This window comes from Allobosea sp. NPDC055594 (assembly GCF_053618995.1).
In genome coordinates this window covers 416,876-429,970 of record NZ_JBSHIO010000004.1, presented here as the reverse complement: position 1 = coordinate 429,970, position 13,095 = coordinate 416,876, and the positions used below count along the sequence as shown (strand labels likewise).

The window sequence follows — 13,095 nt, the reverse complement described above, 5'->3', positions numbered from 1 at the left end:
CCCCGATCGGGGCCCTTGCCATATCCGCCGCTCCACGACGCCAGTGGCCTACTTTTGCTCCGCCACCCTGGCCTGGAATCCGACCGCCGTTGACATCCGGTCGAGCACGCGCCGGGTCGGGCATTGGGCGTTGAACGGATCGGGGCGCTGCAGCATGGCGGTTTCCGGCAGGTGACCTTGTGCGGCGAAAGTGCCTTCTTGAGCAAAAATTGCACAGGCGCCATCTGGTGTCCATCGGGATGCAGGTTCCCAATGGATACCAGGAGATCGACATGAATATCGCCCTGATCGGCGCGACCGGCTTCATCGGCTCGCGCCTGCTCGCCGAACTGACCCGCCGCGGCCACCGGGTCACCGCCATCGTCCGCAATCCCAAGAAGGTGCCGGCAGGCCCAAGCGTCACTGCGCGGAAGGGTGACGTCTTCGATCGCGATGGGCTCGCGGCCCTGATCGCCGGCCATGACGCCGTGATCAGCGCCGTTCACTTTTCCGCCAGCGACCCGGCCGGGCTGCTCGCGGCAGTGAAGCAGTCGGGCGTGAAGCGCTATCTCGTCGTCGGGGGTGCCGGCAGTCTCGAGGTCGCGTCCGGCGTGAAGCTGTTCGATACGCCGGACTTCCCGGCGATGTATCTCGACGAAGCCAGGAAGGGCGGTGACTTCCTCGACCTGCTGAAGGCCGAGACGGCGCTCGACTGGAGCTTCCTCTCGCCTTCGGCGCTGATCCAGCCCGGCGAGCGCACCGGCAAATTCCGCCTCGGCAAGGATCAGCTCCTCGTCGACGCGAACGGCCACAGCGCGATCTCGGCCGAGGACTATGCGATCGCTCTGGTCGACGAGCTGGAAAAGCCGGCGCATTCGCGCCAGCGCTTCACCGTCGGCTATTGACGATTCACCGCCGTCGGTGCGGACCGGCGGCGGTGCTTTTCGGATATGGAAAGCTCAGAGCAGCCCGCGCTTGGCGAGGTTGCGCATCAGATGCGAGGCGCCGAAGCGCCAGGGCTCGCACTCGTCGGTACGGCGCATGCGGTTGATCAGCGCGCCGAGCTCGGGCGCGGCGATCGTGACGACGTCGCCGTATTTATGGGTGAAGCCGCCGCCCGGCGCGTCGCGATCCTGGATCGGGGCGAACATCGTGCCGAGATAGAGCGCCGCGCCGTCCGGGTAGTGGTGGTGCGGGTTGAGCATCTGCGCGGCGAGATCGGCCGGGTCGCGGCTGATCTTGGCGATCGAGGACGCGCCTTCGAGCTTGAAGCCGTCATCGCCCGCGACGCTCAGCGTCACCGTGGTCCGGCGGATATGATCGAGCGAGAAGCCGGCATCGAAGAAGCGGATGAACGGGCCGATCGCCGCCGCGGCGTTGTTGTCCTTGGCCTTGCCGAGGAGCAGGGCCGAGCGGCCCTCGACATCGCGCAGGTTGACGTCGTTGCCGAGGCTGGCGCCGACGATCCGGCCGTCCGAGGCGACGATCAGCACGATCTCGGGCTCGGGATTGTTCCAGGTCGAGCCCGGATGCAGCCCGGCATCGGCGCCGGTGCCGACCGCCGAGAGCGGCTGGCCCTTGGTGAAGATCTCGGCATCCGGGCCGATGCCGACCTCGAGATACTGGCTCCAGGCGTTCTGGGCGATCAGCACCTCCTTCAGCCGCATCGCCTCGGGCGAGCCCGGCTTCAGCTTGGAGAGGTCGTCGCCGATCAGCTTGCCGATCTCGCCGCGGATCGCGGCGGCGGCGGCCGGGTTGCCGCGCGCCTTCTCCTCGATCACGCGCTCCAGCATCGAGATCGCAAAGGTCACGCCGGCGGCCTTGACCGCCTGCAGGTCGACCGGGGCCAGCAGCCAGGGCTTGCTCGCGTCCCGGCCCTCGGCCGGGGTGTTGGCGAGGATCTCAGCGAGACTGCCGACCCGCTCGCCCTTTGCCGCGGCGAGCGCCGCTGCCGGATCCGTGCTCTCGCAGAGATCGCGCATCGTCGCGAAGGCCGAGCTGATGTCGACGAGGTCGTCGCCGCGCAGGACGACGACCGACGGCCCCCCGAGTTCGGGCCGCCAGACGCGGCCGGCCAGCGCGGCGCGGGCGGCATCGGCCGGCAAGGTGTTGGCGGGCGTGAGCGAGAGCATCGGCATCGGGATCGGATCCATCGAGAAGGGCGTACTGGCCGGGCAGAACAGCCGCTTCCGCAGGATTGTGCAAGACCTGGGGGCTGCTTCCATCGCAGGGCGGCGATGTCATCGTTTTGTCATTGAAACGTCGCCCCGGCTTCATGCTAGCTTGCGCACCAACGACAAGAGCCGCCTGCACGCTGTGGCAGGGCGGGAAGGGAGAATGCCATGACCGTGAAACTGACGACGCTTGCCTCGGTGGCTGCTTTTGCTCTGGCCGCGGCTTCGCCGGCCCTAGCCCAGACCGAGATCCAGTGGTGGCACGCGCTGACCGGCGCCAACAACGACGTGGTCGTCAAGCTCGCCGAGGAGTTCAATGCCTCGCAGAAGGACTACAAGGTCGTCGTCGCCTATAAGGGCTCCTATCCGGACACGCTGAACGCCGGCATTGCCGCCTTCCGCGCCGGCAACGCCCCGCACATCCTCCAGGTCTTCGAGGTCGGAACCGGCACGATGATGTCGGCCAAGGGCGCGGTGAAGCCCGTGCACGAGCTGATGAAGGACGCGGGCGAAGCCTTCGATCCCAAGGCCTATCTGCCGGCGATCACCGGCTATTACTCGACCCCCAAGGGCGAGATGCTCTCCATGCCGTTCAATTCGTCGAGCATGGTGATGTGGTACAACAGGGACGCCTTCAAGAAGGCCGGCCTCAACCCCGACGCGCCGCCCAAGACCTGGCCGGAAGTCTTCGAGGCCGGCAAGAAGCTGAAGGCCGCCGGCTTCGACAAATGCGGCTTCACCAATGCCTGGGCGACCTGGGCGAACATCGAGCAGTTTGGCGCCTGGCACAACATTCCGCTGTCGACCAAGGTCAACGGCATGGAGGGTTTCGACGCCGTCCTGACCTTCAACAAGGACCCGATGTTCCTGAAGCACTGGACCAATCTGGTCGAGCTGCAGAAGGACAAGACCTACGATTATTCCGGCCGCACCAACACCGGCGAGGGCCGCTTCACCTCGGGCGAATGCCCGATCATGCTGACCTCCTCGGGCTTCTTCGGCAACGTCAAGGCGAACGCCAAGTTCGACTGGGCCAATGCGCCGATGCCGTATTATCCGGAGGCTGCCGGCGCCCCGCAGAACTCGATCATCGGCGGCGCCTCGCTCTGGGTGATGGGCGGCAAGAAGGCCGAGGAGTACAAGGGCGTCGCCAAGTTCTTCACCTTCCTGTCGAATGTCGACCGCCAGGTGAAGCTGCACACCGAGTCCGGCTATCTGCCGATCACCAAGGCCGCCTATGAGAAGGTCAAGGCTTCGGGCTTCTACAAGGACAAGCCCTATCTCGAGACCCCGATCCTCGAGCTCAACAACAAGGAGCCGACCGACAACTCCAAGGGCCTGCGCTATGGTAGCCTCGTCCAGATCCGCGACATCTGGTCGGAGGAGCTGGAGGCGGCGCTGAACGGCCAGAAGTCGCCGCAGGCGGCGCTCGATGCCGCGGCCGAGCGTGGCAACCAGATGCTGCGCCAGTTCGAGCGCACGGCCAAGTAAGGCCGCTGACCGGAGGCCGGGACGCCCGTCCCGGCCTTCTTCTTCCTGCCAGGGCGGCCGATGCAGAAATACGCTCACTTCAAGGGCCTGACGATCCCGCTGCTTCTGCTCTTGCCGCAGCTCGCGATCACGCTCGTCTTCTTCTACTGGCCGGCGAGCCAGGCGGTCTGGCAGAGCTTCCTGCTGCAGGACGCTTTCGGCATCTCGACCGAATTCGTCTGGTTCGAGAATTATCGCCTGCTCTTCTCCAGCCCGGAATACTACAAGGCGCTGATCAATACCGCGATCTTCTCGGTCTTCGTCGCGGGCCTGTCGCTGTCGATCGCCCTGCTCTTCGCGGTGATGGCCGACCGGGCGATCCGTGGCGCCGAGATCTACAAGACTCTGCTGATCTGGCCCTATGCGGTGGCGCCAGCCATTGCCGGCGTGCTCTGGATCTTCATGTTCGATCCCTCGCTCGGCATGCTGGCGCGTGGCCTGCGCAGCCTGGGCATCGCCTGGAATCCCAAGCTCGACGGCACCGACGCGATGACGCTGGTGATCATGGCGGCGACCTGGAAGCAGATCAGCTACAATTTTCTGTTCTTCCTCGCCGGCCTGCAGTCGATCCCGAAGAGCGTGATCGAGGCGGCGGTGATCGACGGGGCCCGGCCGATGCGCCGCTTCTGGACGATCATCTTCCCGCTGCTCTCGCCGACCACCTTCTTCCTGCTGGTCGTCAACCTCGTCTACGTCTTCTTCGACACTTTCGGCATCATCGACACCGTGACCGGCGGCGGGCCTTCGGGCGCCACCACCACCCTGGTCTACAAGGTCTTCTCCGACGGCAAGGGCGGCTCCGATCTCGGCGGCTCGGCGGCCCAGTCGGTGGTCCTGCTGGTCATGGTGATCGCGATGACCGCCTTCCAGTTCCGCTTCATCGAGCGCAAGGTGAACTACTGATGGCCTCCGAGCTCACCCTCCCGTCATGGTCGGGCTTGTCCCGACCATCCACGCCTTTTGTGGTCGAGGGCCGTGTTCAAGACGTGGATGCTCGCCGCAAGGGCGAGCATGACGGCTGGACGAGCGGAGGCGCGCGCTGATGGCCTCCGTGCTCTGGCAGGAACTCACCGCCGAGGAATTGCGGGCCAAGGCGGCGAACGACGCCGTCGTCGTGCTCCCCGTCGCCTCGATGGAGCAGCATGGGCCGCATCTGGCCGTCGGCGTCGACACCGTGCTCTGCGGTGCCGTCTGCAAGCTCGCCGCCGAGCGCTTGGGCGACCTCGATGTCGTCGTCGCGCCGACGCTGTGGTGCGGCATGGCCGAGCATCACATGGCCTTCGGCGGCACCTTCACCTTCGACATCCCGACCTATCGCGCCGTGCTGCTCTCGCTGCTGAAGAGCCTGGAACGGCATGGCTTCCACCGTGTCGTCATCGTCAACGGCCATGGCGGCAACATCGCCGCGCTCTCCGCCTTCCTGCCGGATTTCGCGCGCGAGACCTCGCTCTTGATCCGGGCCACGACCTACTTCCTGCTGGCGCAGCAGGAGATGGCGCCGTTCATGCAGGACCAGACCAGCGTCATGCATGCCTGCGAGGTCGAGAGCGCGATGATGATGGCGATCGCGCCCGATCTCGTCCGCGACGCGCGGCTGCCCGAGGCGTTCGGCATGCGCGATGCCGACCCGGCGGCGCTGATGCGGCCGACCGTGGCGCGCTACCGCCCCTTCCGCGAGATGACCGAGACCGGCGTGATCGGCGATGCCCGCAGGGCGACGCCGGAGAAGGGCCGCGCCTTCCTGGATGCGGCGGCGGACGCGCTGGTGCGCCTGCTGCGCGAGCGTGGAGACCACGCCTGATGGTCGAGGACCGCCGCCTTGGCGATGCGATCGCCTATACGATCCTGACGATCGGCGTTCTGATCGTCGCCTTCCCGGTCTGGCTGACCTTCGTCGCCTCGACCTGGGACAACGCCACCATCATCAACGGGCAGTTGCCGCTCTATCCCGGCCCGCATCTGTTCGAGAACTATTACCGGATTCTCTTCGTCGGCACGTCGGGTACGACCCGCGAGCCGGTGATCGGGATGATGTTCAACTCCTTCGTGATGGCGATGGCGATCGCGCTCGGCAAGATCTTCATCTCCGTGCTCTCGGCCTATGCCATCGTCTATTACCGCTTCCCGTTCCGGATGGCGGCGTTCTGGATCATCTTCGTCACGCTGATGCTGCCGGTCGAGGTCCGCATCTTCCCGACCTTCAAGGTCGTCTCCGATCTGCGCATGCTCGACAGCTATCAGGGCCTCGCCGTGCCGCTGATCGCCTCGGCGACCGGCACGCTGCTGTTCCGGCAGTTCTTCATGACGATCCCGGACGAATTGCTCGAAGCCTCGAAGATCGACGGGGCCGGTCCGTTCAAATTCTTCAAGGACACGGTCTGGCCGCTCTCGCTGACCACCATCGCGGCGCTGTTCGTCATCCAGTTCATCTATGGCTGGAACCAGTATCTCTGGCCGCTCTTGGTCACCACCAAGGATTCGATGCAGACCATCGTCATCGGCATCCGCAAGATGATCGTCACCTCCGACGCCCTGACCGAATGGCAGCTCGCCATGGCCACCGCCATGCTGGCCATGCTGCCGCCGGTCCTCGTCGTCATCGCCATGCAGAGGCTCTTCGTGAAGGGCCTCGTGGAAACCGAGAAGTAAGCCGCCAATGGCTCAGGTTACGCTCAGCAACGTCAAGAAGGTCTATGCCGGCGGCGTCGAGGCGGTTAAGGGCGTCTCCTTCGACATCCCCGATGGCGGCTTCTGCGTCCTCGTCGGCCCCTCAGGCTGCGGCAAGTCGACCCTTCTGCGCATGGTCGCCGGGCTCGAGACGATCTCGGCCGGCGAGGTCGCGATCGGCGAGCGTGTCGTCAACCAGGTCGAGCCGGCCGACCGCGACATCGCCATGGTCTTCCAGAATTACGCGCTCTATCCGCATATGAGCGTCTACGACAACATGGCCTATGGCCTGCGCAATCGCGGCACCCCCAAGGACGAGATCGAGAAGCGCGTCGCCGAGGCGGCCCGCATCCTGGCCATCGAGCCCTTCCTGCAGCGCCGCCCGCGCCAGCTCTCCGGTGGCCAGCGCCAGCGCGTCGCCATGGGCCGCGCCATCGTGCGCAAGCCGCAGGTCTTCCTGTTCGACGAGCCTCTCTCCAATCTTGACGCCAAACTGCGCGTCCAGATGCGCGTCGAGATCAAGAAGCTGCAGCGGGCGCTGGGCGTCACCGCGATCTACGTCACCCATGACCAGGTCGAGGCGATGACGCTCTCCGACAAGCTCGTCGTGATGAATGGCGGGCAGGTCGAGCAGATCGGCGTGCCCTCGGAGGTCTACCGCAAGCCGGCGAGCCGGTTCGTCGCGACCTTCATCGGCTCGCCGCCGATGAATCTTCTGCCCGGCAAGGTCGACGGCCCCGGCATCGTCGCGCTCGGCGAGGCGATCCTGCAGGCCCGCGACCTGCGCGAGGATCTGCCCAGCGGTACGGCTGTCGAGGTTGGCCTGCGGCCCGAGGATGTCGAGATCGCCTCGGAAGGCGCCGCCGGCTCGCTGCCCTTCGACGTCGATTTCGTCGAGGAGCTCGGCGCGACCCAGCTCTTCCACGGCCGGCTCGCCGAGCATGGCTTCGTCATGCAGGCGGCGACCGGCGATGTCGCGGCGCAGGCCGGGCGGCTCTGGATCACCGTCGATCCCGATCGCGTCCATGTCTTCGACGCCGCCACGGGCTTACGTCTCGGCCGGGCTTGAGCGCGCCTGCTTTCGGCGGGACCATCGCATCATTCCGGGCTCTTCGCTTGCGCGAAGCCCTGGAATGACGGCGGAGCCCGGTCAAAACATCGGAGACGCCAACCGATCGCGGCGCGACGGCGGAAACCATTCTCCCGATTTGCTCTTTACAAGCGCCCGCGCGCGGCTTTCCCTGAGGTCAAGGCCGGAGCTGCCCGCATGAGGTCGTTCGACCCGTCTGGCGCGGCAAGCAGAGAGCCGTCTCGGGTAGCGTCATTCGGGAGTAGCGTCATGTCCCGCCTTCTCGGCATTTTGGCCTTCATCTTTGCCGCGCTCGCCGGCCTCGGCACGGCGCAGGCCGGCGTCAATGTCCGGATCGATCTCGCCACCCAGCGCATGACCGTCAAAACCAGCGACGGCGAGGTCCACAACTGGGCGATTTCCTCCGGTCGCAAGGGTTTCCGTTCGCCGAACGGCGTCTATCGGCCGACCCGGCTCGAACGCAGCTGGTACTCGCGCAAATATGGCGGCGCGATGCCCCATTCGGTCTTCTTCCGCGGCGGCTATGCCATCCATGGCACGACGGCCGTCGGCGCGCTCGGCCGGCCGGCCTCGCATGGCTGCATCCGGCTACACCCGGCCAATGCCGCCAAGCTGTTCGCGCTGGTCAAGAAGCATGGAGCCGGCGCGACCCGCATCGCGCTCAACGGTGCAGTGACCGACAACTACTCGCGCTTCGCCAGCGCCTCGGGCGGCAGCAAGGTCGCCAAGGCCAAGCTGAAGAGCAGCAAGAGCCAGGTCGTCCGGGCCAAGGCGAAGGCGGAGAAGGCGCAATTCGCGGCCAGGCAGCGCAATGCGCCGGGCTGGGGCGAGGCGCGCGAGCAGATCCTGCTGCGGCCGGGACTGCCGCCGGGCGCCTATGGATACCAGCCCTATGGCGGCTCGGGCTGGCGCTGAGGTCCTCCTCAGAGCGCCGCGGCCGAGACCCGCATCCAGCCTTCGAGCGTCTCGCCGGGCTGAAGCCGCCTGAGCGGCGAGGCGGTGCGGACGACGGTCTCGCTCGGGGCTCCGGCGGCGTGGCTCTGCGGCTCGACGCAGAGGAAATCGGCGCCGGCCGGCGCCCAGACCACCGGGCAGCGCAGACTCTCGCTCGCGCTGATCGTGATCGCAAGCCCGGCAGAGGGGGTCTCGATCCGCGCCGAGCCGTCCCAGCCGAGGAAGCTCCAGGCCGTCTCGACGCCGGTGGCGAAGATCGGTTTGCCGGCATAGGGGCCGCCGGCCGGGAATGTCTGTGTTCCGGTCGCGCGGAATTTCTCGCCGAAGATCAGCGCGCCGGTCGCGGTCATACCGAGCCGCGTATCGGGCGCGCAGGGAAACCAGGGATGCAGCCCCATGCCGAAGGGTAGGGCCGTGTCCGACTCGTTGGTGAGCGAAAGCGCGATGGTCATACCGCCTTCGTCGAGCCGGATGTCCTGCCTTGCGCGGTAGCGATAGGGGTCGGGGCCGGCACTACGGCGGTGGAGCAGCGCGGTATGGCCGGCGCTCTGTTCCACGACCTCCCAGGCTGCCTGCCAGCCGAAGCCATGAATCGTTCCGGAAGGATCGTTAGCCGGCACGGTGAAGCGGCTCTCGCCATCGTCGACGAGGCTGTCGAAGGCGCGGTTGGCAAAGGGCAGCATCGCCCAGCAGCCGAACTTGTTCGGCGCGTTCGTCCAGGGCGCGAGAGCCTCCGGCGCATGCAGCAGCCTGTGCGAACGACCATCGGGTCCGCGCCATTCCAGCGCGGCGACGATGCCGCCATGCGCGGGCGAGATCTGGGCGGCATAGGGGCCGGCTGCGAGGGCGAGCATGGGATGGCTCCGTTCAGGCGATCAGGGGCTGCAGCAGCTTCTGCATGGCGCGCATGCGCGGCAGCAGATTGGTCTCGATCTCGTCGCCGGCGACGCGCTGCGACTGGACAGAGAGGTTGAAGGCGGCGGCGACCTGACCGCGGCCATTGACCAGCGGCATGGCGAGCGAGACCAGGCCGAGTTCGAGCTCCTGGTCGACGATCGCATGGCCCTCGGTCCGCACTTGCGCGAGGATCTCCATCAGCTTGCCGATTTCGGTCACCGTATGCGGCGTCAGTGCGTTGGGCTTGCCGGCGAGGATGCGGGCGCGTGCCTCCTCCGGATCGAGCGCGGCGAGAAGCACGCGGCCCATCGAAGTGCAGAAGGCCGGCAGGCGTGAGCCGGTCGAAAGCCCGACCGACATGATCCGGCGCTGGGCCGAACGGGCGATATAGACGATCTCGTGCCCGTCGAGCAGGCTGGCCGAGCAGGATTCGTGGGTCTCTTCCGAGAGGCGTTCGAGGAAGGGCTGAACGAGCTTCGGCAGCGCCGTCGAGGACAGCCAGGCATAGCCGAGCCGCAACACGCGCGGCGTCAGCCGGAAGAATTTTCCGTCGAACTCGGCATAGCCGATGCGTGTCAGGGTGAGCAGGCAGCGCCGGGCGGCGGCGCGCGAGAGATCGGTGGCGCGGGCGACATCGGCGATGGTCAGCCGGTCATGCCCGGCATCGAAGCACTCGATCACCGCCAGTCCCTTTTCGAGCGCCGCCATGTGATCGGGCGAGGCCGGCAGCCGATCCGCTTCGCTGCTTGACCCTGCCAAGACCTGTCCGTAAAGTTCGAAAATGAGAACGATGTGCGATAAACGCACAATTGGTGAGGAGATGTCAAGGTGGCGAAATTCGTCTCCCTGCAGGAGGGGATCGAGGAGGTCCTGCGCGATGGCGACCAGGTCTCGATGGAGGGCTTCACCCATCTGATCCCGCATGCCGCCGGCCATGAGGCGATCCGCCAGAGCCGCAAGCGGCTGACGCTGATCCGGATGACACCGGACCTGATCTACGACCAGATGATCGGCATGGGCTGCGCCGAAAAGCTCGTCTTCTCCTGGGGCGGCAATCCTGGCGTCGGCTCGCTGCACCGCCTGCGCGACGCGATCGAGAATGGCTGGCCGCATCGCCTGGAGATCGAGGAGCACAGCCACGCGGCCATGGCCAACGCCTATGAGGCCGGCGCAGCGAACCTGCCTTTCGCGGTCTTCCGCGGCTACAAGGGCGTCGACCTGCCCAAGGTCAATCCGAACATCCGTTCCGTGACCTGCCCCTATACCGGCGAGGTACTGGCGACCGTGCCGGCGCTGCGACCGGATGCGGCGGTGATCCACGCGCTCCGGGCCGACCGCGAGGGCAATGTCCTGCTCGAGGGCATTGTCGGCGTGCAGAAGGAGGCGGTGCTGGCGGCGAAGCGCTCGCTGGTCACGGTCGAGGAGATTGTCGAGGATTTCGGGCCGCGCAACGCCAATGCGGTGATCCTGCCGTCCTGGGCGGTCACCGCCATCGCCCATGTCCCGGGCGGCGCCTACCCGTCCTATGCGCATGGCTACTACAAGCGCGCCAACGAGTACTACATCGGCTGGGACAAGATCGCGCGCGAGCGCGACAGCTTCTTGTCATGGATCAAGGCGAACGTCCTGGAAAAGGGCCCTGATGCGTTCGCGCAATACGCCCGGCCCCGGCGTCAGGCGGCGGAGTAAGCGTCATGAGCCATACTCCAACCGAGATGATGACCATCGCAGCGTCCCGGCTGCTGACCAATGACGACATCTGCTTCGTCGGCATCGGCGCCCCCTCGGCCGCCTGCAATCTCGCCCGGCTGACCCATGCGCCCGGCATCACGCTGATCTATGAATCCGGGACGCTCTCGACGCGGCCGAGCGTGCTGCCGCTCTCGATCGGCGATGGCGAGCTCTGCGACACCGCGTTGACCACCGTGCCGGTGCCGGAGATGTTCCGCTACTGGCTGCAGGGCGGGCGGATCACCATCGGCTTCCTCGGCGGCGCCCAGATCGACCGCTTCGCCAATCTCAACACCACCGTGGTCGGCGACTATGCCGTGCCCAAGGTCCGCCTGCCGGGCGGCGGCGGCGCCCCCGAGATCGCCAGCAATTGCGGGCAGATCTTCATCACCATGGCGATGGGCTCGCGCGCCTTCGTCGAGACGCTGCCCTTCATCACCTCCTTCGGCCATGGCACCGGCAAGGGCGATCGCGAGAAGCTCGGCCTCAGGACCAAGGGGCCGACCCGGGTGATCACCGATCTCTGCGTCATGGCGCCGGATCCGGAGACCGCCGAACTCAGCGTGATCTCGCTGCATCCCGGCGTGACCCGCGAGCAGGTTCAGGCCGGCTGTGGCTGGCCCCTGCGCTTCGCCGCCGATCTCTCCGAGACGCCGGCGCCGAGCGATCAGGAACTCGAGGTGCTGCGCGGCCTGCATGCGCGCACCAGGCAAGCCCATGGAGTGGCGGCATGAGTCTGATCTTTCCCCGCACCGGGCTGAAAGCCCACCCGCTCAACAATTCGCCGGAGTACAAGAGCACGCTGAGGCGGGCTCCCTCGCAGCCGCTGATCCTGCTGCCGCACACGCTGTCGGAGATCAGCGGGCCGGTCTTCGGCCATAGGGCGGTCGCGGAAGGCGATTCCGATCTCACCCGCCAGCATGCCGGCGAGCCGCTCGGCGAGCGCATCATCGTCAGCGGCCGCGTGCTCGACGAGGATGGCCGGCCGGTGCCGCATACGCTGGTCGAGATCTGGCAGGCCAATGCCGGCGGGCGCTATGTCCACGTCAAGGACCAGCATCCGGCGCCGCTCGACCCGAATTTCACCGGTGCCGGCCGGGCCCTGACCGATGCCGAAGGGCGCTATCGCTTCGTCACGATCAAGCCCGGCGCCTATCCCTGGCGCAACCACCACAATGCCTGGCGCCCGGCCCATATCCATTTCTCGCTGTTCGGGCCGAGCTTCCTGTCGCGCGTCATTACCCAGATGTATTTCCCCGGCGATCCGCTCTTCCCCTTCGACCCGATCTTCCAGTCGATCACCGATGCGAAAGCGCGCGAGCGTTTGATCTCGCGCTTCGACCTCGACACCACCGAGCTGGAATGGGCGCTCGGCTACCAGTTCGACATCGTGCTGCGCGGCCGCGAGATGACGCCGACGGAGGAGCCGCATGAGCACTGACCGCAAGGCCCCGCTCGCACTCACGCCCTCGCAGACGATCGGGCCGTTCTTCGCCTATGCCCTGACGCCGCGCGCCTATGGCGGCACGGAGCTCGCCACCGAGCAGGTCGCGGCCGAAGGCGTCGCCGGCGAGCGCATCCGCATCGAGGGCGCCGTCTATGACGGCGACGGCGTACCGGTCGGCGACGCCATGATCGAGACCTGGCAGGCCGATGCCGAAGGGCGCTTCAACGCCGCCGGCAATGCCGGCTTCACCGGCTTCGGCCGGGCCGAGACCAGCGCCGAGGGCGCCTATTTCGTCGAGACCGTGCGTCCGGGTGCCCTGCCGGGACCGAACGGCACGATGCAGGCCCCGCATCTCGCGGTTTCGGTATTCGCGCGCGGCCTGCTGGTCCGGTTGGCGACACGGATCTATTTCGACGATGAGTCCGGCAATGCCGGGGATCCGATGCTGGCCCTGGTGCCGGAAGCGCGGCGCGCGACCCTGATCGCCAAGCGTGGCCCCGGCGGTGTCTTCCGCTTCGATATCCGGCTCCAGGGCGAGGGCGAGACGGTCTTCTTCGACCTCTGACCGGCGCTCCGCCGTTGCTCCGGCGAGGGTTGGTAGCGAAATGGCCTGCATGCCCATCGAC

The 13,095-nt window shown here is 66.8% G+C and carries 14 protein-coding genes; 11 read left to right on the top strand and 3 right to left on the bottom strand.

The genetic code is table 11. The features are described 5' to 3' along the window. Positions 1-272: 272 nt before the first annotated feature. A complete protein-coding gene (locus ACWGRX_RS11565) occupies positions 273-884 on the top strand; it encodes an NAD(P)-dependent oxidoreductase (RefSeq protein WP_452117655.1) in 612 nt (203 codons plus the stop codon). A 54-nt stretch (positions 885-938) separates the two neighbouring features. Here ACWGRX_RS11565 and ACWGRX_RS11560 read toward each other — a convergent pair whose 3' ends face one another. After that, positions 939-2,111 (bottom strand): fumarylacetoacetate hydrolase family protein, encoded by a 1,173-nt coding sequence (locus ACWGRX_RS11560; RefSeq protein ID WP_452117663.1) that lies wholly within the window; start codon positions 2,109-2,111, stop codon positions 939-941. Between the two features lie 210 nt (positions 2,112-2,321). Here ACWGRX_RS11560 and ugpB point away from each other — a divergent pair, with 210 nt between their 5' ends. From ugpB to ACWGRX_RS11530, 6 genes are all read left to right on the top strand, one after another. After that, entirely contained in the window at positions 2,322-3,644 is a 1,323-nt protein-coding gene (gene ugpB, locus ACWGRX_RS11555) for a sn-glycerol-3-phosphate ABC transporter substrate-binding protein UgpB (protein WP_452117654.1), read from the top strand. Positions 3,645-3,704: 60 nt separating this feature from the next. Further along, positions 3,705-4,586, top strand: coding sequence for a sn-glycerol-3-phosphate ABC transporter permease UgpA (gene ugpA, locus ACWGRX_RS11550; RefSeq protein ID WP_291637532.1), 882 nt, complete (start codon positions 3,705-3,707; stop codon positions 4,584-4,586). Positions 4,587-4,725: 139 nt separating this feature from the next. Continuing rightward, on the top strand, positions 4,726-5,484 hold the full coding sequence (locus ACWGRX_RS11545; RefSeq protein WP_452117653.1) for a creatininase family protein: 759 nt from the start codon (positions 4,726-4,728) through the stop codon (positions 5,482-5,484). Continuing rightward, positions 5,484-6,332 (top strand): sn-glycerol-3-phosphate ABC transporter permease UgpE, encoded by an 849-nt coding sequence (gene ugpE, locus ACWGRX_RS11540; RefSeq protein ID WP_452117652.1) that lies wholly within the window; start codon positions 5,484-5,486, stop codon positions 6,330-6,332. Before ACWGRX_RS11545 ends, ugpE begins: the two co-directional genes overlap by 1 nt. Positions 6,333-6,339: 7 nt before the next feature. Next, a complete protein-coding gene (locus ACWGRX_RS11535; RefSeq protein ID WP_452117651.1) occupies positions 6,340-7,419 on the top strand; it encodes a sn-glycerol-3-phosphate import ATP-binding protein UgpC in 1,080 nt (359 codons plus the stop codon). Positions 7,420-7,689: 270 nt separating this feature from the next. Continuing rightward, positions 7,690-8,355 (top strand): L,D-transpeptidase, encoded by a 666-nt coding sequence (locus ACWGRX_RS11530; RefSeq protein ID WP_452117650.1) that lies wholly within the window; start codon positions 7,690-7,692, stop codon positions 8,353-8,355. An 8-nt stretch (positions 8,356-8,363) separates the two neighbouring features. Here the strand turns inward: ACWGRX_RS11530 and ACWGRX_RS11525 are convergent, their stop codons facing one another. Together ACWGRX_RS11525 and ACWGRX_RS11520 are read right to left on the bottom strand one after the other, a co-directional pair. Continuing rightward, positions 8,364-9,248 carry an aldose epimerase family protein gene (locus tag ACWGRX_RS11525; RefSeq protein WP_452117649.1) on the bottom strand — a complete coding sequence of 295 codons (885 nt, stop codon included), beginning with the start codon at positions 9,246-9,248 and terminating at the stop codon, positions 8,364-8,366. 13 nt (positions 9,249-9,261) lie between these two features. Beyond that, the gene (locus ACWGRX_RS11520; RefSeq protein WP_452117648.1) at positions 9,262-10,050 is read right to left on the bottom strand and encodes an IclR family transcriptional regulator domain-containing protein; all 789 of its coding nucleotides are present in this window, start codon (positions 10,048-10,050) and stop codon (positions 9,262-9,264) included. 69 nt (positions 10,051-10,119) lie between these two features. Between ACWGRX_RS11520 and ACWGRX_RS11515 the strand changes: the two genes are divergently transcribed. The 4 genes from ACWGRX_RS11515 to pcaG are packed head-to-tail and all read left to right on the top strand — an operon-like array spanning position 10,120 to position 13,034. Continuing rightward, positions 10,120-10,980 (top strand): CoA transferase subunit A, encoded by an 861-nt coding sequence (locus tag ACWGRX_RS11515; protein WP_452117647.1) that lies wholly within the window; start codon positions 10,120-10,122, stop codon positions 10,978-10,980. Positions 10,981-10,985: 5 nt separating this feature from the next. Further along, on the top strand, positions 10,986-11,756 hold the full coding sequence (locus ACWGRX_RS11510; protein ID WP_452117646.1) for a CoA-transferase subunit beta: 771 nt from the start codon (positions 10,986-10,988) through the stop codon (positions 11,754-11,756). Beyond that, positions 11,753-12,463, top strand: a complete 711-nt coding sequence (gene pcaH / locus ACWGRX_RS11505; RefSeq protein ID WP_452117645.1) for a protocatechuate 3,4-dioxygenase subunit beta — start codon at positions 11,753-11,755, stop codon at positions 12,461-12,463. The genes ACWGRX_RS11510 and pcaH overlap by 4 nt, the downstream gene beginning before the upstream one ends. Then, positions 12,453-13,034 (top strand): protocatechuate 3,4-dioxygenase subunit alpha, encoded by a 582-nt coding sequence (gene pcaG / locus ACWGRX_RS11500; protein ID WP_452117644.1) that lies wholly within the window; start codon positions 12,453-12,455, stop codon positions 13,032-13,034. Before pcaH ends, pcaG begins: the two co-directional genes overlap by 11 nt. The last annotated feature ends 61 nt before the right edge of the window (positions 13,035-13,095 follow it).

Bases quoted from the DNA above. Each gene is read 5' to 3' on its own strand.
- ACWGRX_RS11560 (WP_452117663.1), bottom strand. From the start codon at position 2,111: ATGCTCTCGCTCACGCCCGCCAACACCTTGCCGGCCGATGCCGCCCGC.
- ACWGRX_RS11525 (WP_452117649.1), bottom strand. From the start codon at position 9,248: ATGCTCGCCCTCGCAGCCGGCCCCTATGCCGCCCAGATCTCGCCCGCG.
- ugpB (WP_452117654.1), top strand. From the start codon at position 2,322: ATGACCGTGAAACTGACGACGCTTGCCTCGGTGGCTGCTTTTGCTCTG.
- pcaG (WP_452117644.1), top strand. From the start codon at position 12,453: ATGAGCACTGACCGCAAGGCCCCGCTCGCACTCACGCCCTCGCAGACG.
- pcaH (WP_452117645.1), top strand. From the start codon at position 11,753: ATGAGTCTGATCTTTCCCCGCACCGGGCTGAAAGCCCACCCGCTCAAC.
- ACWGRX_RS11535 (WP_452117651.1), top strand. From the start codon at position 6,340: ATGGCTCAGGTTACGCTCAGCAACGTCAAGAAGGTCTATGCCGGCGGC.
- ugpA (WP_291637532.1), top strand. From the start codon at position 3,705: ATGCAGAAATACGCTCACTTCAAGGGCCTGACGATCCCGCTGCTTCTG.
- ACWGRX_RS11545 (WP_452117653.1), top strand. From the start codon at position 4,726: ATGGCCTCCGTGCTCTGGCAGGAACTCACCGCCGAGGAATTGCGGGCC.
- ugpE (WP_452117652.1), top strand. From the start codon at position 5,484: ATGGTCGAGGACCGCCGCCTTGGCGATGCGATCGCCTATACGATCCTG.
- ACWGRX_RS11510 (WP_452117646.1), top strand. From the start codon at position 10,986: ATGAGCCATACTCCAACCGAGATGATGACCATCGCAGCGTCCCGGCTG.
- ACWGRX_RS11565 (WP_452117655.1), top strand. From the start codon at position 273: ATGAATATCGCCCTGATCGGCGCGACCGGCTTCATCGGCTCGCGCCTG.
- ACWGRX_RS11530 (WP_452117650.1), top strand. From the start codon at position 7,690: ATGTCCCGCCTTCTCGGCATTTTGGCCTTCATCTTTGCCGCGCTCGCC.